A 16,811-nucleotide genomic window follows, 5' to 3' on the forward strand; every position below is an offset into this window, starting at 1 on the left:
GCGGCGGGGAAACGCCCGGTCCCTTTCCGAACCCGGTTTAGCTAAGCCCGCCCGCGCTGATGGTACTGCACCTGGGAGGGTGTGGGAGAGTAGGTTACTGCCGGCCTTATAATTTCATGGTGGTGGATGTGATACCCGCTTTTTGGTGGGTGTTTACGTCCACCACCTTTTTGTGCTTTGTGTGTGGGGGTGGGGTGCCCCACGTGCCGGGGATGTGCGTACCAGATTCCTGTGCGCAGGAGGCGTGTACTGGGCAAATGCCACGACGTAGTCCCGAAGACCCGGAATGTGGTGCAGTAAATGTTGTGGTGGTGGGGGTGTGCACCAGATTCTTAGGGTTCGTGGTACACCGCGGTGTGTTGTGCCTGGTCACCTGTGCGTGGTGTAGGAATGTGGTGCACAGGATCGTTGTGGTGGTGGGGGTGTGCACCAGATTCCAGGTTTCGTGTTACACCTCGCTGTGTTATGCCTGGTCTCCTGCGTGCGACATTGGAATGTGGTGCACAGCTTTCCCCGCTGCTGCCATTGGGACGCATTACTGGTGCACCAATAGAGATTACGGCCAGGAAATTGATGGGTCCGTAGTGAAGTGGACGTCTTTGCCGGATAAGGGGTCCGTGAAGGCGACTGAGATGCATTCGAGGAGCATTGGTTTGTTGAAGTCGTCCTCGCCGAACGGGTGAGGTACGGGGTAGATGGTGTCGCCGATGATAGGGACGCCCGCGTCGAGCATTTGGACGCGCAGTTGGTGCGTTCGTCCGGTGATTGGTTCTAGAAGATATCGCCCGATGGGTTTTGTCACGCCGTAGCGTTGTTGAAGGGCGCGCTCTTCGGCGGCGGGCAAGCGGGAGGCTCCGAGAAATACGGTTTCCGAGTTGGGTTCCGCCCCGCGGACAAATCTGGAAGCGAGTTCGCCGTGCTCTTTCACAATGTGATGCCGCCATGTGCCCGGGAGTAGGGCCGGGTCGTAAGGAGCGGTCGCGGAATAGAGGCGCCGCACTTCTCGGCGGGCGAACATGTCCTGGTACGCTCCGCGGACTTCCCGACGCTTCGTCAGCAATAGCAAGCCGCTCGTCATGCGGTCCAGCCGGTGGGCTGGTGTGAGCTCTTCGTTGCCGGTCTCACGGCGGAGGCGGACGGTGAGGGTCTCGGTGATGTGGGCGGCGCGGGGCATCGTCGCTAAAAAGGGTGGTTTGTTGACGATCAGGACATTGTTGTCCTCGAAGACGACGGTGTGTGTGAACGGGACGGGAGTTTCGGGGGCGGGGCGTCGATAAAAGAAGACGTCCGTGCCGGGCTGCAGGATGCCAGAAGGCGTAAGCAGGGTGCCGTCGCGGAGGACGACTTCGCCGTCGGTGAAGCGTTGGAGGACGGCGGTGGCGTCGTCGTCTGGGTGGCGGTGGCGCTGCCCCATGACGACTTCGGTGAGGAAATCGCCGGCGGCGATCGGGGCGTCTGGAACGCGGACTCGTGACGCGCCGAGGCCGTCGCGCGGTGGCAGTGGCGGGGACGACTTCCTTCGTTTTCTACTCATATCCTTTGCTAGATTAGTCGCTATGGATATTGGAGCGATGTTGGAACCGGTACTGGCGTTTTTCAACGAGGGCATTGGGAAGGTCATCGCGGACGTGATGCGTGCGCTGTACGAGACTTTCTTCCCCGCAAACGCTGAGGGTGCAAAGCCGGTCGAAATTCCCAAATAAGGGCCACGATATCGATGTGGGTTTTGTCTACAATGGGGGTAGATACTGCCTACCTTCTTGAGAAAGGGCGAAACACATGTCGAATGAAGAAATGGTCGTTGTTGCTGTAGACGGAAGCCCAGCTTCCCATAACGCGGTCCGCTGGGCGGCGAACACCGCGGCAAAGCGCGGAATTGCATTGCAGCTGGCCGCGAGCTACACGATGCCACAGTTCCTTTACGCGGAAGGGATGGTTCCGCCAAAGGAACTGTTCGATGATCTGCAGAAGGAAACCATCCAGAAGGTCGACGAGGCGCGAGACATCGCGCTTGAGGTCGCCCCGGACATCAAGGTTGGGCACGTTGTCGCGGAGGGTTCTCCGATCGACATGCTGCTGGAGATGTCGCGGACCGCAACCATGATTGTGATGGGTTCGCGCGGTCTGGGTGGGCTTTCCGGCATGGTGCTGGGCTCTGTGTCGGGCGCGGTTGTTTCCCACGCAAGCTGCCCGGTTGTTGTGGTCCGCGAGGACAACAACGTGACTGATGAGAACAAGTACGGCCCAGTAGTCGTCGGCGTCGACGGCTCTGAGGTGTCCCGCCACGCGACGGAGGTCGCGTTTGAGGAGGCGCACGCTCGCGGTGCGGAGTTGGTTGCGGTGCACACGTGGATCGATACGCAGGTGCAGGGCCCGGGCGCTGGCTTCTCGGTGACGGATGAGCACTGGAAGGCCGTGCAGGACGAGAAGGACGAGATCCTCAACGGGTACCTGGAGGAGTCCGCCGCGAAGTTCCCGGAGGTGCAGATCCGCAAGGTTATTACGCGTGACCGGCCAGTTCGCGCGCTTACCGAGGCCGCTGAGGGTGCACAGCTCCTGGTCACCGGTTCCCATGGTCGTGGCGGTTTCAAGGGGATGCTGCTCGGTTCCACTTCCCGTGCGTTGCTGCAGTCGGCACCGTGCCCGATGATGGTGGTGCGTCCGAACGACTAATCTCCCCGGAAGAAACCAGGTCCCAGCTGCATCGTTCCCGGATCGTTACCGGTTGGTGCCCGAATCGTAGTGGCATTATGCCCGAATGAGAGGCACCATGGTCAGTAGACATTAAACGATCATTATAGAAGGGAACGTATACATGCTGGGACTTGGCTTTTTCGGCTGGATTATTATTGGTGGACTTGCAGGCTGGATCGCCTCGAAGATTAAGGGCAAGGACGCCGATATGGGCATCGGCCTGAATATCGTTGTTGGTATTGTTGGCGGCCTGATTGGTGGTTGGTTGCTGGCGAAGTTCGGAGTGGACGTCAATGGTGGCGGACTCTGGTTTAGCTTCTTCACCTGCATCCTTGGTGCGGTGATCCTGCTGACCATCGTCAACTTTGTGAAAGGCAAGCAACGCCAATAACCACTAGCGCGCACTGCGCTCAATGAATTCGCCGGCCGGAGGGGCACACCCCCGGCCGGTATTTTTCTTTTCAGAAATCGTGGGACGCGAGTAAGGTGAACGTACTGGTTTGTCTATTAGGAATATTGGAGGAGCAGTCGCGTGAGCAGCGGAACAACCAGCAAGTCAAAGAGCGCTTCCAGGAGGCGGAATCGTCCCAGCCCCCGGCAGCGGCTGTTGGACGCCGCCACGAAACTCTTCCAGGAAGAGGGCATCCGCGTCATCGGTATTGACCGCATTTTGAGGGAGGCGGACGTCGCGAAGGCGTCGCTGTACTCGTTGCTTGGGTCGAAGGATAACCTGGTCATCGCGTATATTGAGCGGCTGGATGAGGAGTACCGGAAGCGTTGGGCGGAGCGCACCGAGCACGTCTACGACGCGGACGGGAAGGTGCTGACGTTCTTCGATATGGCGATTGAGGAGGAGCCGGACCGTGAGTTCCGCGGCTCGCCGTTCCTCAATGCCGCGAACGAGTACCCGCGCCCCGACACCGAGTCTGAGGAGCGCATCGTCGCGGCGTGCAAGGAGCACCGCCAGTGGATGTACGACACGATTACGCACCTGCTCAGCGTGAAGAACGGCTATAACTCGGCGTCGCAGACGAACGAGTTGCTGATCTTCCTTGACGGTGGCCTGGCGGGTGCTCGTTTCGCGCGTGATGTTGCGCCGCTGGAAACCGCCCGTGCGCTGGCGAAAGCTACGCTTGGGACTCCTCCTGCCGACTATTCAATTTAGCTTCCCGCTGCACTTTCGACCGCTCTTTCTCGATGGCCTTTTTGGTGCGTTTTTCCTCGCGCTTGGCCTGGGCAAGGGCGGTTTTTTCTGCGCGGATGTCGCGCCGCACCGCCAGGATGGTTGCCGGCCGCACGAGTGCGCCGACCTTCTTGCGGCGCCAGGTCCGTTTGCGCTCCCGCTTTTTCCGTTTCTTTTCGACGTACGCTTCGCGCGCCTCACGCACATGGTTGCGGTGGATCTCCTCGGAGGGGAACCGCTTCACCAGGAGGGTCCAGAGCAGAACGGTCTGTGAGGCGGTCCAGAAGTTGTTGACTACCCAGTACAGCAGTAGGGCGATCGGTACGAGGCCGAGCATGCCCGCCGTGGTCAGGGACAGCGCGATGAAGGGAATCATCAAGTACAGGAACCGGTAGCTGCCGCGGGTGAACGCGTTTTCCCACTCGAGTGTGGTGCGGTTGCGGATCTGGGAGAGCAGCAGGTTGATGCTGGTGAAGCAGATGGCTGCGACGAGCATCGGGATGGCGAGGCCGCGGACGGCGTCGACCGTGGTGCCGAGGGAGGCAAACTGCTCGGGTGTCATGGAGACGTAGGCGGGGAGGGGGACGTCGAAAAGTGTGGTGCTGCGAAAGCTCTCGATTTGCGCTGGGGTGAGCAGGCCGATGCGGTGGCTGTCGCCAACGCCGGGCACGGCGAGCCAGTACAGCAGGCGGTACAGACCGAAGAAGAACGGCAGCTGGATCATGGCGGGCACGCAGCCGGCGAGTGGGTTGTAGCCGTGCTCGCTGCGCAGCTTCTTGATGGCTTCGCGCTCCGCCTCGATGTCTTCGAGGGCGGTGGAGCTGCCGTAGCGGTCCGCGATGGCTTTCATGTGCGGGCGCATCATGTAGCTGGTGCGGCCCACCTTGTACGTTTTCCAGGTGAAGGGGGCGATGGCGCCTCGCACGGTGATGACGAGCAGGATGATGGACGCGATCCAGGCGCCGGAAACGGGGGCGCCGAGGACGTCGGCAAGTAGCCAGTGCCAGAACTGCAGCACGGCGGATACGGGATAGACGAGGATTTCCATCATTCGCTAATGTTAGGCCATGGTTTACCAACAACCCAGACGCAAGGTACGCGCCTCCCAGGTCTTCGGCGAGGTGCTGCTGACTCTCGGGGCGTTGTTGTTGCTGTTCGCGTTTTACGAGTCCTATTGGACCAATATCGCGTCCGGCAAGATGCAAAACGAAGCGCAGGACACGCTGTCGGAGCAGTGGAAGAACCCGCGCCAGCTGCGCACGCCCCAGCTTGGGGACGCGTTTGCGCGTATGTACATCCCCGCGTTCGGATCGGACTACCAATTCGCCATCATCGAGGGCACCGACGAGACCGAGCTTCTTGTGGGGCCGGGGCGCTACCCGGACACGCAGATGCCGGGCGAGCCCGGCAACTTCGCGGTGGCGGGACACCGCGTGGGCAAGGGGGCGCCGTTCAACGACCTTGGGGCGCTGAACAGCTGTGACGCCATCGTGGTGGAGACGCAGGACTCCTGGGTGACGTACCGGGTGCTGCCGATGGGCCTGGACCCGCAGGAACGCCGGGACGTGGCGGCGGGCTGCGTGCCAGCCGAGATCAACGAGCCGATCGCGACGGGCGAGTACCGCAACGTGGTGGGTAGGCACATTACGCTGCCGGGAGACGTGAACGTGATCAACCCGATCCCGGAGCAGCCCTCGATTGAGGTGCGGCCCGACATGTTGGGCATGATCACGCTGACCACGTGCCACCCGCAGTTCTCGAACGCGGAGCGCATGATCATTCACGCCGTGCAGACTGAGGTGCTGGCGAAAACGCCGGGCGATCAGACGCTGCCGCAGGCGATGTCGGAGGTGAAATAGACAATGTATGGAGCACTTTGGCGGATGCTGCCGGGCCCTACGCCGGTGAAGTGGCTGCTCGCGATCGTGATCGCGGTAGCCGTGTTCTTCCTGCTGATGGAAGTGGTGTTTCCGTGGGTGTCGGCGCAGATGCCCTACAACGACGTCGCTGTATAACGCCATCAAGAGCCTTTAGAGCTGCAGGTTCTTGATGGTCTCCTCGGCGACGGTTTGCGCCTTGATGGACTCGTCTTGGTTGGTGAACACGGTCACGGCCGTGTTGCCTTTGGCGACGGAGTAGGCGGCCCCGATCCGGTTCGGGACGGCCCCACCGCCGTGGCGTCCGCCGTTCCACCCGGCGGGCTGGTTGGCGGGCTCGGTGTAGTCGATGGGGGTGGCCCAGTCGACGACGGCCATGGCGTCTTCGGGGCTGTCCATGTGACGCACGATCACGGTGAGTTGTGGTTCGGGCGGGTAGGACCAGAACTGGCAGGCTGGGGGGTCGAAGCGGGCGTCGATACCTACGCCGGTGACGCGCTGCCCGTTGGCGTCGGCGACCCAGTCGGTGTCGAGGTATGGGCAGGGCTGCCACGCGTTGCGGTCGGTGGCAGGCAGGGCGTCGAGCGGCAGGGCAGCCCCCTGCTTCTCGACGTCCCCTTCGCCCGCAGGCGCGTGGTCGGGCTCGGGGGCGGCGCACCCGGCGAGGACGCTCAATACCGTGACTGCTGCAAGGGTGGGTACTCTCAAACGCATGGGTTCCAGATTAGCTGTGTTGTCGCCGGGCCCGGCAGAGACCACCGAGGTGCCGATGAACCGCTCCTTGGATATCGGTATTACGGTGCTGTCGGTGTCGCTGGTGTTGGTGTCGCTGGCGGCGCTGGCACGGATGTCGTTGGATGAGGCGCTGCTGCACATCACCTTGGTGACGACGTTTTCCTTCCTCCTGTTTTACGGGATGACCGATATGCACTACTGGGCCACGCCGGGCCGTGTGCTGTGGCTCGTGGGCTTGACCGGCGTGTGGATGCTGGACACGACGATCTCCGTGGTGGCGATGTACTGGGTGTTCATCCTGTTCTTCGTGTACATGCGGGCGTTTAACGACTGGCGCGGTATTGCTGGCGTTGCCGCTGGGCTTGTGATCACGGTGCTGGTGCAACTGCCGGACCAAATCACGCTGGGCAGCGTGTTAGGGCCGGCGCTGTCGGCGGTGGTGGTCCTGGCGATCAACTATGCCTTCACCACGATTACGAAGGTGAGCGACGAGCGTGCCGAGCTCATTAGCGAACTGCTGGAGACGCGCGAGCAGCTGGCGAGCACTGAGCGTGCAGCAGGTGTGGCGCAGGAGCGGGAGCGGCTCGCGCACGAGATTCACGACACGGTGGCGCAGAACCTCTCCTCCATCCAAATGTTGCTGCACGCCGCGGAGCGTGACCTGTTGGCCACGGACCTGTCGGAGGAGGAGCTGGCGGTGCCGATGAAGAGGATGGAGACGGCGCGGAGGGCGGCGTCGAGAAACTTGGCGGAGACCCGTGCGATCATTGCGGCGCTGACGCCTGCGCCGCTGAGTACGACGTCGCTGGAGGAGGCGCTGCGGCGCATCGCGGCGGACTTCGGTACGACGGGCGACATGGACATCGAGGTGGAGGTCGACGGTGAGCCACGGCAGCTGCCGATGCGACTCGAGGCGGGCCTGCTGCGTATTGCGCAGGGCGCGGTGTCGAACGCGGTGAAGCACTCCGAGGCGAGCCGGATGCGCATTACACTGACGTTTGGGGATGACGAGGTGCGTCTCGACGTGGTGGACAACGGTAAAGGTTTCGACGTTGCGAGCCAAGCCCAAAAACCATCCGGCTTAGGCCATTTAGGGTTGGATGCCATGCGTTCGCGGGCCGCGGAATTGGGCGGTGAGCTGGCGATTGAGTCCCAACCCGGCGGGCCGACAGCACTTTCCGTTGCGGTACCGACTAGAATCAAACAAAAGACCGACCACGTTGAGAGGAAAACTTCATGATTCGTGTGTTGCTGGCAGATGACCATGAGATCGTCCGGCTGGGCCTTCGGGCTGTGCTTGAGGAGGCCGAGGACATTATGGTTGTCGGCGAAGTTGCAACAGCTGAGGGTGCGATCGCGATGGCGCAAGCCGGCGGCATCGACGTCATTTTGATGGACCTGCGTTTCGGCGCAGGCGTGGAAGGCACACGCGTGACCACGGGGGCGCAGGCGACGGCGCAGATCATCGCCTCGATGGCCAACCCGCCGAAGGTGCTGATGGTGACCAACTACGACACCGACGCCGACATCCTCGGCGCGATCGAGGCAGGCGCCGTAGGCTACCTGTTGAAAGACGCCCCACCGGAGGAGCTCGTCGCCGCGGTGCGCTCCACCGCGCGTGGCGACGCCACGATGTCCCCGTTGGTGCGCGAGCGCCTGGAGACGCGCAGCCGTACCCCGCGTTCCTCGCTCACACCGCGTGAGCTGGAGGTGCTGCAGCTGGTGGCGGCGGGAGCGTCGAATAAAGAAATTGGTGCGGAGCTGATGCTCTCCGAGGCGACCGTAAAGTCCCACCTTGTGCACATTTACGACAAGCTGGGTGTGCGCTCCCGTACTTCGGCGGTGGCGTCGGCACGCGAGCAGGGCGTGCTCTAGTAGTAGGGGTGGGCGTCGTGGAACGCTTCCACGATGCTGAGGGGGATCTTGCCGCGGTTGGCGATGGGTAGGCCCTCATTCTGTGCCCAACGGCGGATCTCGGCGGGGTCGAACGCTGGCTCGTTGGCGTCGCAAACCTCTCTGGCGGCTTCGACGTACGGCTTGAGCGTTGCCAGGAAGCGCTCCGCGTTCTCTGGCTTGAGATCAAGCACGTAGTTTTTGCCCTGTAGGCCGAATCGGATCACGCGAACATCCGACTCGTGCAGTGGTGTGTGGTCCAGGTCGTCGAAGAACTGGGTGATGTTTTGCCGCGCCATGAAAGCTTTCCTTTCTCCGGTACTCCCAAGAACGATACTTGGGAGTAGTGTCCGCGTTCGAAGGAAGTGTAGCAAATAGTTTGGCCGATAATACTATTTGAGTTTCTTTTGTACTTCAGCGGACAGTTTCTGCAGGTCTTCCTCAATCGAGTTGTGTGCCAGGCGCTGCTGCATCGGGTTCATATGCTCCGCGTTTTCCACCGCGGTCTGCAGCTCCGCGAGGCGCACCTTCGCGTCGGTGGCGAAGCCCTTCGGCAGCTCGGCGGTCTTGACCTGTCCCTCGAGCGCGTCGACGCGCGACTTCAGCTGGCCGCCGCGCTCAGAAAACCGGGAGACTTCCTGGGAAGACAGGCCGACGCTCTGCGCGCGCTGCTGTACCTGCTTCTGCTGGTAGGACGTCCACCCCTTGTAAAACAGCGGCAACAGCACCGGCAACAGCAGGCGGGCCGCGCCGAGGAACTGCTTCGCCTTCTTCTTCGTGATGCCAGATTCCTCAATGCGCTGCAGGTGCGCCTTCGCCAGCTTCTCCTCGTGCTTACGCTTCTGCTTCAGGCCCTGCTTCTCTGCCTTCAGCAGGCGCTTCTCTGCCTTATCCAGCAGCTTGGCGGTGCGGTAATCCTGCTTCGCCTCCTCCTTGGCAAGCTTGCGGGCGTGCGCCTGCGCGGCCTTAATCTCAGCCTTGGCCTTCGTGCGTGCTTTCCGGATGGATTTGAACAGTCCCATGCGAGTTAACTCCTTTACGCTGTTGCATTCACTAGGACATCAACCTTACCTGTTTCTACACGGCGCCTAGTAGAGTATTGCCCATTGTGAGTACGTCGAAGCAGCAGGATGGCACGCGGATGCGGCCGTCGGATCTTGTGGGATGTCGCTTCCGCTTCCGCCGGAGGTGCCAGTTCCCGGACTACCCGTCTCGCGAGGAAGTTGATGCGCACCTGCCGCAGCGCATCGCAGCGCAGGAGGCGGTGCTCGCCCAGCTGCCTACCAAGCCAGCGCTTGGCGACGGCCGGCGCCGCCTCTTCACCCGCGTCGACGCCGCTGACCTCGCCGAATTCACCACCGAGGGCGTCTTCGACCTGATGCGACGTGGTACCAACCTGATCACGCGGGTCACGCTCCAGGGGGAGATCGCCGGTGTGGCGGTCGAGGTGGACGTCGACATCCTGGTGCGCACCGCCGGCGGCTACGTGCCCGTCATCATCTCGAACCACAGGGTCGCACGGACGCACCCGACGTCGACGCTGTGGGCCGTGCCGGTCGGGCGCCTCGGGCTGGGCTCGCCGCTGCGGGTGGCCGGCAAGTACCGCCACCACACGATCGACGGCTACCGGCTGGCCATGGCGCACGTGCTGCTCGGGGAGCGCTCCGCGGGTCGCGGTGGCGTCATTGGGCAGGATCGGTCGCTGGCGTACGGAGTGGACGTCGAAAAGTATGTGGCGCCGCTGCTGCTCGCACTTGCCGAGCCCACGCCCGAACACCCCATTCGCTACAAACAGTGCGCCACCTGCAGGTTCTGGCCACTGTGCCTGCCTGAGCTCGAGGCGCGCGACGACATTTCGCTCGTGCTGCCCGGCGGCAAAGGCGACCGCTTCCGCGCCCAAGGCATCACCACTGTCCAACAGCTTATCGACGCCCAGCTCGGCGAACCCTCCCGCATCGCCGAAGCCTGGCGCGCCGGGATCCCCCTGCTCAGGCGGCCGGGAACGATCAGCATTCGGCGCGCCGATGTCGAGATCGACATCGACATGGAGTCCTACCTGGACCAAGGCGCCTACCTGTGGGGCACCTTCGACGGCGAACGCTACCGTCCGTTCGTGACGTGGGAGGAGGTCGGCGGCGACGCCGAGGAAGCCAACTTCGCAGCGTTCTGGCGCTGGCTCCTCGACCGGCGCGCCCAAGCCCACGCGGAAGGCAAAACCTTCGCAGCCTACTGCTACGCTGCCGCAGGCGAAAACCACTGGCTGCGCATGTCAGCGCAGCGCTTCGCCAGCATCGACGCCAAGGAAGTGCAGGAGTTCATCGCCTCCGAAGAGTGGGTTGACGTGTTCGCCTCGGTACGCAGGCACCTTGTGGGCACCGACGGGCTGGGGCTGAAAGTGCTTGGACCGATCGTTGGCTTCCACTGGGAGGACGACGACATGGACGGCGAAGCCTCCATCGACCGCCGCTTCGCAGCCATCCGCGGCGACGAAGACGCGAAGCGTACCCTGCTGCAATACAACGAAGATGACTGCCGCGCCACCCGCGCCGTCCGCGAATTTCTCGACGCCGACGCGCCGGGCGTGCCCGACTTTGGCGAGGTGTAGGCGAATCGCTGGCCGGGAGCGGCCGGTTGTTCCCGCGACGTAACGCTGTGAGGGGGTATCCCCGGGTTCGCGGCCGAGCTCTACCGCCCACACAAGTAGTCGCCAAGTTTATCGACGACAACCGGGAGGAATTCGGGGTCGAGTCGATTATTCGCACCTCTGCGGCAACCAACGCAGAAATCGAGCTGAGTATCTACTACATCGATCGTGCCGTGACCAGGTCGGTCCAAGGGTCGGAGCGTCGTTAAAAGACACCCTCCTTAATTATGATGCCGGGCCACCGCTCGCAAATTTCCGCTTTGCCCACTTCCTGCAGACTGGACCCATCGGGGAACACCGTCCGCTCGTCAATCGTTGCTCCATCAAAAGTGTTCGCGTCGCAACTACACCCGTTTAAATTCGCTGCGACAAGAATAGCGCCCCGAAAATCGCACTCCTCTAATTTTGAATCCTCGAAAAGGGACATGCTCAAGTCACACATCGTGAAGTCCGAACCACGTATATCGGCTTGTTGAACGATCAATGCGTTGACGTGTGCATGGGAAAAAGTGCACCATTTCAGACTCCCACTGAACGTCGTCGAATCGAGGTACGCACCTTTGAAATTTCCCTCGTCCAACACGCAGTTGTTGAATTCGGCGTAATTCAGGCACGCACCCTGCCACATCAACCCCGATAGTCGGGCGCCGCGCACCCTCACACCCCTCAGGTTGATATCCGAGAAATTCACCCGAACTTGCGCATTTCGCACCCCCGACCCGGGAGCCAGCGATGCCCAGCTGTAATTGGGGGAAAACTCATCCCAACTCGCAGGTGTGGGTATGCCAGCCTGTTCGCCCTGCAACGGGGCGCTCAATCTTGCGGAAAGACCCTCGAAAGCGGCGATGCGGGCGCGCAAAGTCGGATCCTGGCCCTGTTGTTGAGGATCGCCTGAGCGAATGAAAGTGATCAAAACATCAACGATCTCCTGTAACCGACCCGCAACAGAGCCGGGGTCCAGCGCTGCCCATTCATCAGCGATATGAAGCAAATCAAACACTGACGCTAGACGTACGAGTGATGACCTTGATTTGAGCCCTTGGCAAGAATGGAAGAACCGCTCATCAAGCTGTCGACTTGTATAAAATAGCATTATCCTGATAGTTAGAGGCGCAGTTGGTTGTAGAGGTTGACATAGTTAGGGCAGCGAGAACCCGTTGACTCCACACGCTCACCCCCGGGATCGGAGGAGCACCAAGCTGTAACTACTCCCACCGGGTATGAATCATTCCGTATACTTGGGTCTTTGGCAGGATGATTCATGTAGTTATTCATTGCGGTTGGGCGGAAAATCGTCGTCAGATAAATGGGATTTTCTGCATTGCGGCATCCCTGCTTCTTTGCAAATGTGTAGCCACGGCAGTCTAGAAAGTAAACCCACCCGGCATACTTATAGTTTCCCTCCGCTGTGCCCCCCACAGTACTCTGCCTCGACTGCCTAATTAACTCATATAGGATATCGCGGTTGTACATATTATGCTTCCTAGTGAGCTTCTCGTAGCCCCATCCCTTGTCATTTCCGTTTGCGTACCTTTCGTAGAAGCCTTTACGAACCACAAATCGGACCCCCTCGTTCGGTACAGGCCACTCCAACTTTCTTAATATTTTTCCTGCGGATCCCCCTACGATCGCGCCGCTATTTTCCGCTGTATTGGCGAAAGCGATAGCTCTTTCTTGCACCTGGCGAATATCCATTCCGGAACGCACAGAGAAACTTTCATCCTTCCTTAAAGATGCTGCATCGGTTCTACGTATAATCCCGATGTTCTCCCCAGAGCCAAATGCCACTGCATTAGTAAATTGTTGGCTGCTGGATTCGGCAGCGCTGAGGGTGCTGGGAATGGGAATCCCCAAATCATCTGCTGTCTGATAAACGGAATGCCAATAGTTATAAAGCTGCCCTGTCAGTTCCCTGGCGCCATAAGCAGCTGACCAAAGAATCACACCGCGGTTTTCGAATGGGACTAGGTGAAAAACGCCAGGGGATTCGGCTACCTCATCCTTTTCTGGATATCCAAGGCTCCCAGTCTCCCTCCCCAAGGCTGCCCAAACTCTTTGTGTGGCTAGATACATAAATCTGGTCTGCCTATCGTTTCTCCAGCTGATAGTCCCATTAGGAAAATTGTTATATCTGTACCGATCTCCATTAACAGTTTCATTATTGATGGGAATACCGATGGGGTGTTGCGAACCGCCCATTTCGTCATACCGGCGTTTAATGTCCCCCCACACGGCGCCTCCTGTCAGGGGGTTGTAATAGTTGTCACCTCCTTGAAACGATTGTTTTTGGGTCAAGGGAAAGTTGGTATCGGTTGGTCCTGAGATGGGGTATCCAAGCGGTCCGGCTTCCCAATTAAGCGTCCCCCATTGACGCATTCCGTCCAAAGTGACTGCATGTGCCCCCACGTTGGGATGCCAATAAATGGATCCCCCCACGAATTCCGTCCTTTTTCCTACCCCATCCGGGTTGGTAAATTCGTTTGTTTTCGGTGGCCCTAACCAGGAGAGTTGCCCTCCGAGTTCCTTATATACCCCTAATATCGCCCCACACACTTGCAAACCTGAAGGCCACATAGCCTCGCACCCCGGCCGCGTGAAAGCCACGCTTTGCACCCCTTGTAGCGCCATCCGCTCGTCAGAGTCTGGGATCACATCTTTTCGCATGGGGGTAGTGTCTGTCGTGCCCTGGGCATTTTCACCTGAATTATTGGTCTGGCGTGCGTGCTCAATCTTTGCCTCAGGGTGCTCCTTCTCATACTCAAGAAGCATCTCTTCAATCGGGGGATCGTCTCTATCGGAAACATAATCCTCATAACTGGAGGGGGAAGCTTCACTCGTTTGGGCGATCACGGGAGGAGCGAAAGAAGTCGCCCATATCGTCGCCGCCGCAAAAAGGATTCCACCAATCCTCTTTTGTGTTGATGCGGCGTGAAGTAGATATGTATTTTTTACCATTAAAGGTATTTTATCTTAAACGGGTTATCACATGGCGTTTTCTTGAGAAACCGTCAGAAGTGGCCTCACCCTACCGTTCTCTATGACTGGGGTGACTCAGTTCCTTTAATGGCTCGGCGTGCACTCGTATCATGACCGCAATCGCGACCGCTCGGGTAAACCCTAAGTGTACGGTTCTGAATTTCAACTTTTCCTTGTTCAGTAGGGGGAGATCTTGTTTAGCGGAACAGAACTATCACTGCCTCTAGAGCTTGACGAACATCAGGACGTCGTTGCGGGGCAGAAGGTCGGTGAGGCCCGCGTGAGTTCGTCGGGGCAAAACCTGGACCGCCAACTAGATCAACCATGCGGAGATATAGAAAGAGAAGATCAGCGGCTCGACACAGCACCGTCCCCAGCCGGACGAGGTATAGACCTAAACCACAAAGGCCGACCCGATGCCCACCTTGATGCTGCGCTTATCGGTAGTGTTACAGAGTTTAAGCGCTCCACTACCAAGGAGCGCCAGGCCGAGGGGATAGCTCGCGCCAAGGCGCGCGACGTCTACAAGGGCCGCACGAAGGTACTCACCGACGCTCAGGTCGTTCAAGCCCGACAGCGGGCTGCGGATGGTGTGTCCAAGGCGGAGTTCGCCCGTCGGCTCGGGATTGGGCGAATCACACTGTATAAGTATTTTAGGGGCGAGGCGGGAGAATCCTGACCGGCTCACTTCCACACGCTTTAAATCACCCAGGCAAGGCTGCCTCTACCAAGAACTCTCCACGTGTTCAGTGGTTCCTGTCCGAGTGGCATAGGTTTAATCCTGGATCGATGGTGATGAAATGCTCGGGTAGAACCAGACTGAATTCCTGCGTAATAGCCTCGAAACCTTGGGCTCGCAGGGACGCGGCTGTTCCTTCTTCTGCCCCGGTCCGATGGGGACATCGGCAAAGGTGACGTCGTCGTTGTCACCGCAACGGTCTGGGATGTTCAATGCGCGGCGCACGCATCAGATTAGCTCCGCGTACTGCTGGACGCCTCGGAGCGGGATTCGCCTCAGATGGTCCATGCCTGCGACACCTTCGGCGCTGCCTCAGGGTTCGCAGGCGCGGGAGCAGTCGCGGCCCGCCTTGACGATGTTCGCCACAACGCCAGCGGACGAGGCGTTGGAAACGATGAGGTGACAACGTGAAGAATTTGCAGTGGTCGTTTCTCGGACCTCATCCTCGAGCACATGCGGCGCGCCGCCGGGGAGCAGCCGGACCGCGCCCGATGCCGACTACCGCGCGCCCCTCCACAGTGCCGCGGAGACCACAGCGAGCACACCGAGCAGCGCGGCTAGCGCCATCGTGAACCCTGCCCACGGCAACCGCTCGTACACCCAGCCGGACGCCGCACCCACCAGCGAAGACCCCATGTAGTACCAGAGCACGTACATGCTGGACGCCTCCGCTCGGTCCCGCTCCGCGATGATGCCGACCCACGCGGAGGCTGTCGAGTGCATCGCAAAGAAGCTGGCCGTAAACACCAGCAGACCGGCCAGCAGAGCCACCAGGCTCGGTATCGCTGTCAGCACCAGCCCCACAACCATTAGCGAAGCTCCGCCGATCACCACGTGACCGCGCCCGTACTTGCCCACCAGCGCACCCGCGCGCGACGCCGACCACGTCCCCGACAAGTACAGCAGGAACGCCAACCCCACCAGCGACGGCGGCAGACCGAAGTAGTCAATCGCGCGGAACCCCAGGTAGTTGTACAGGGAAACGAACACGCCCATCCCGATGAACGCCGTCGCACACAACGCCAGAATCCGCGGGTTCTTCGCGTGCCGAACCATCGCCCGGAACTCATTGGCCGGCCGTAGCTTCGGCTTCGGCGTGAAGTTGCGCTGCTCCGGCAGCAGCACCGCTGTCGCGATCGCGAGCGCCAGCGCGGTTGCGCAACTGGCGGCGAGCGCCCATCTCCACGACGTGACCGCGAGCAGCCCCGTCGGGATCAACCTGCCCGTCAGCCCGCCGATCGTGTTGCCCGCGATGTAGAGGCCCATCGCGCCGGGCAGGTCCTTGGCATCGAGTTCCTCGGAAAGCCAGGTCATCGCCACAGCCGGGGTGCCCGCGATGGCCACGCCTTGCAGGGCGCGCAGCAGCACCAGCTGTTCTATCGACTGCGCTAGTGGCAACAACAGCCCAATCCCCGTCGCCACCAGTGCCGACACGATCAGTACGCGCCCGCGCCCGTACTTCTCCGAAAGTATCGACGCCGGCACCACACACAACGCCAACCCACCCGTCGCCGCCGACACCGTGAGCGCCGTCGTGGACGGCGAAGCGCCGAAGGCTTCCGCCAGCGTGGGCAGTAGCGCTTGGGTGGCGTAGAGGGCGTTGAAGATTCCGAGCCCGGCTAGCAGCATCGCGATCGTCGCGCGACGATATTCAGGGCTGCCTTTCTTCATGTTCCACATATTGGCACTTTGTGACGGGGACCTCAAGGAGCGTTCCGGATGTGTGCACCAGATTCCTTGGTTTCCCGGTTAGGGTCTCGGGGTTTCCCAGGTCGCTGGCGCTGCGTGAGAGAATTTGGTGTCTGACTCACCGGTGGGGACACCAAATTCCTTGGTTTCGGCGGCGTGGTTTGTAAAGCCCCAGGTCATTTTCGGCGCGTGAGGGAATTTGGTGCGCAGGCAGGCAGCCGACTGCCCAAAACCAGGCCCAGCTAACCCCGTCCGCTACCCCCTCTTGATTATCAGGTAAGCCTACCCTAATATTTCTAGTGGGTCCTGGTTCCTTCAACGGACTCGTCGTGAATACAGATAAAACCCGCCGTGTTTCATAACCCTCTATGAAACACGGCG

Annotated in this window: 18 protein-coding genes and 1 rRNA gene; 11 read left to right on the top strand and 8 right to left on the bottom strand. The window is 60.5% G+C overall.

Translation table 11 applies throughout. From position 1 onward, the window contains the following. Positions 1-106, top strand: a 5S ribosomal RNA gene (gene rrf, locus BJP07_RS09435); the annotation flags it as partial. A 450-nt stretch (positions 107-556) separates the two neighbouring features. Here the strand turns inward: rrf and BJP07_RS09440 are convergent. Beyond that, the gene (locus BJP07_RS09440; protein ID WP_071567220.1) at positions 557-1,534 is read right to left on the bottom strand and encodes a pseudouridine synthase; all 978 of its coding nucleotides are present in this window, start codon (positions 1,532-1,534) and stop codon (positions 557-559) included. Positions 1,535-1,556: 22 nt separating this feature from the next. On the opposite strand from BJP07_RS09440, the gene BJP07_RS11250 reads away from it, so the two are divergent. The 4 genes from BJP07_RS11250 (at position 1,557) to BJP07_RS09455 (ending at position 3,859) form a co-directional block, all read left to right on the top strand. After that, a complete protein-coding gene (locus BJP07_RS11250; RefSeq protein WP_177221703.1) occupies positions 1,557-1,703 on the top strand; it encodes a hypothetical protein in 147 nt (48 codons plus the stop codon). A 76-nt stretch (positions 1,704-1,779) separates the two neighbouring features. After that, the gene (locus BJP07_RS09445; protein ID WP_071567221.1) at positions 1,780-2,673 is read left to right on the top strand and encodes a universal stress protein; all 894 of its coding nucleotides are present in this window, start codon (positions 1,780-1,782) and stop codon (positions 2,671-2,673) included. A gap of 142 nt (positions 2,674-2,815) precedes the next feature. After that, positions 2,816-3,085, top strand: a complete 270-nt coding sequence (locus BJP07_RS09450) for a GlsB/YeaQ/YmgE family stress response membrane protein (RefSeq protein ID WP_071567222.1) — start codon at positions 2,816-2,818, stop codon at positions 3,083-3,085. Positions 3,086-3,226: 141 nt separating this feature from the next. Continuing rightward, positions 3,227-3,859, top strand: a complete 633-nt coding sequence (locus BJP07_RS09455; protein ID WP_071567223.1) for a TetR/AcrR family transcriptional regulator — start codon at positions 3,227-3,229, stop codon at positions 3,857-3,859. Here the strand turns inward: BJP07_RS09455 and yidC are convergent. Then, positions 3,822-4,895, bottom strand: coding sequence for a membrane protein insertase YidC (gene yidC, locus BJP07_RS09460; RefSeq protein WP_255365973.1), 1,074 nt, complete (start codon positions 4,893-4,895; stop codon positions 3,822-3,824). The two genes, BJP07_RS09455 and yidC, sit on opposite strands and share 38 nt — an antisense overlap. Positions 4,896-4,944: 49 nt before the next feature. On the opposite strand from yidC, the gene BJP07_RS09465 reads away from it, so the two are divergent. Both BJP07_RS09465 and BJP07_RS11255 read left to right on the top strand, forming a co-directional pair. Next, complete coding sequence (locus BJP07_RS09465; protein ID WP_071567225.1) at positions 4,945-5,736, top strand: class E sortase; 792 nt, start codon at positions 4,945-4,947, stop codon at positions 5,734-5,736. A 3-nt stretch (positions 5,737-5,739) separates the two neighbouring features. Next, positions 5,740-5,892, top strand: a complete 153-nt coding sequence (locus tag BJP07_RS11255) for a hypothetical protein (RefSeq protein WP_168156155.1) — start codon at positions 5,740-5,742, stop codon at positions 5,890-5,892. 15 nt (positions 5,893-5,907) lie between these two features. On the opposite strand, the gene BJP07_RS09470 is transcribed toward BJP07_RS11255, so the two are convergent. Continuing rightward, positions 5,908-6,468, bottom strand: coding sequence for a DUF2020 domain-containing protein (locus BJP07_RS09470; RefSeq protein WP_071567226.1), 561 nt, complete (start codon positions 6,466-6,468; stop codon positions 5,908-5,910). Here BJP07_RS09470 and BJP07_RS09475 point away from each other — a divergent pair. Together BJP07_RS09475 and BJP07_RS09480 are read left to right on the top strand one after the other, a co-directional pair. Further along, positions 6,467-7,729, top strand: coding sequence for a sensor histidine kinase (locus tag BJP07_RS09475; protein ID WP_071567227.1), 1,263 nt, complete (start codon positions 6,467-6,469; stop codon positions 7,727-7,729). The genes BJP07_RS09470 and BJP07_RS09475 overlap by 2 nt on opposite strands. After that, on the top strand, positions 7,726-8,364 hold the full coding sequence (locus BJP07_RS09480) for a response regulator transcription factor (RefSeq protein ID WP_071567228.1): 639 nt from the start codon (positions 7,726-7,728) through the stop codon (positions 8,362-8,364). The genes BJP07_RS09475 and BJP07_RS09480 overlap by 4 nt, the downstream gene beginning before the upstream one ends. Here BJP07_RS09480 and BJP07_RS09485 read toward each other — a convergent pair. Further along, positions 8,361-8,681, bottom strand: coding sequence for an Lsr2 family protein (locus BJP07_RS09485; RefSeq protein WP_071567229.1), 321 nt, complete (start codon positions 8,679-8,681; stop codon positions 8,361-8,363). The two genes, BJP07_RS09480 and BJP07_RS09485, sit on opposite strands and share 4 nt — an antisense overlap. A gap of 93 nt (positions 8,682-8,774) precedes the next feature. After that, complete coding sequence (locus BJP07_RS09490) at positions 8,775-9,404, bottom strand: DUF6474 family protein (RefSeq protein WP_071567230.1); 630 nt, start codon at positions 9,402-9,404, stop codon at positions 8,775-8,777. A gap of 86 nt (positions 9,405-9,490) precedes the next feature. Between BJP07_RS09490 and BJP07_RS09495 the strand changes: the two genes are divergently transcribed. After that, positions 9,491-10,987: a TM0106 family RecB-like putative nuclease gene (locus BJP07_RS09495; protein WP_369822353.1), complete on the top strand. Its 1,497-nt coding sequence runs from the start codon at positions 9,491-9,493 to the stop codon at positions 10,985-10,987. A 244-nt stretch (positions 10,988-11,231) separates the two neighbouring features. Here BJP07_RS09495 and BJP07_RS09505 read toward each other — a convergent pair whose 3' ends face one another. Further along, the gene (locus BJP07_RS09505) at positions 11,232-12,026 is read right to left on the bottom strand and encodes a pentapeptide repeat-containing protein (protein ID WP_071567233.1); all 795 of its coding nucleotides are present in this window, start codon (positions 12,024-12,026) and stop codon (positions 11,232-11,234) included. Positions 12,027-12,130: 104 nt separating this feature from the next. Beyond that, the gene (locus BJP07_RS09510; RefSeq protein WP_071567234.1) at positions 12,131-13,981 is read right to left on the bottom strand and encodes an LGFP repeat-containing protein; all 1,851 of its coding nucleotides are present in this window, start codon (positions 13,979-13,981) and stop codon (positions 12,131-12,133) included. Positions 13,982-14,195: 214 nt separating this feature from the next. On the opposite strand from BJP07_RS09510, the gene BJP07_RS11260 reads away from it, so the two are divergent. Continuing rightward, the gene (locus BJP07_RS11260) at positions 14,196-14,681 is read left to right on the top strand and encodes a helix-turn-helix domain-containing protein (protein ID WP_177222554.1); all 486 of its coding nucleotides are present in this window, start codon (positions 14,196-14,198) and stop codon (positions 14,679-14,681) included. Positions 14,682-15,239: 558 nt separating this feature from the next. Here the strand turns inward: BJP07_RS11260 and BJP07_RS09525 are convergent. Next, positions 15,240-16,412, bottom strand: a complete 1,173-nt coding sequence (locus BJP07_RS09525; RefSeq protein ID WP_071567259.1) for an MFS transporter — start codon at positions 16,410-16,412, stop codon at positions 15,240-15,242. Positions 16,413-16,811: the final 399 nt, after the last annotated feature.

This window comes from Corynebacterium sp. NML130628 (assembly GCF_001875665.1).
Lineage (GTDB): Bacteria > Actinomycetota > Actinomycetes > Mycobacteriales > Mycobacteriaceae > Corynebacterium.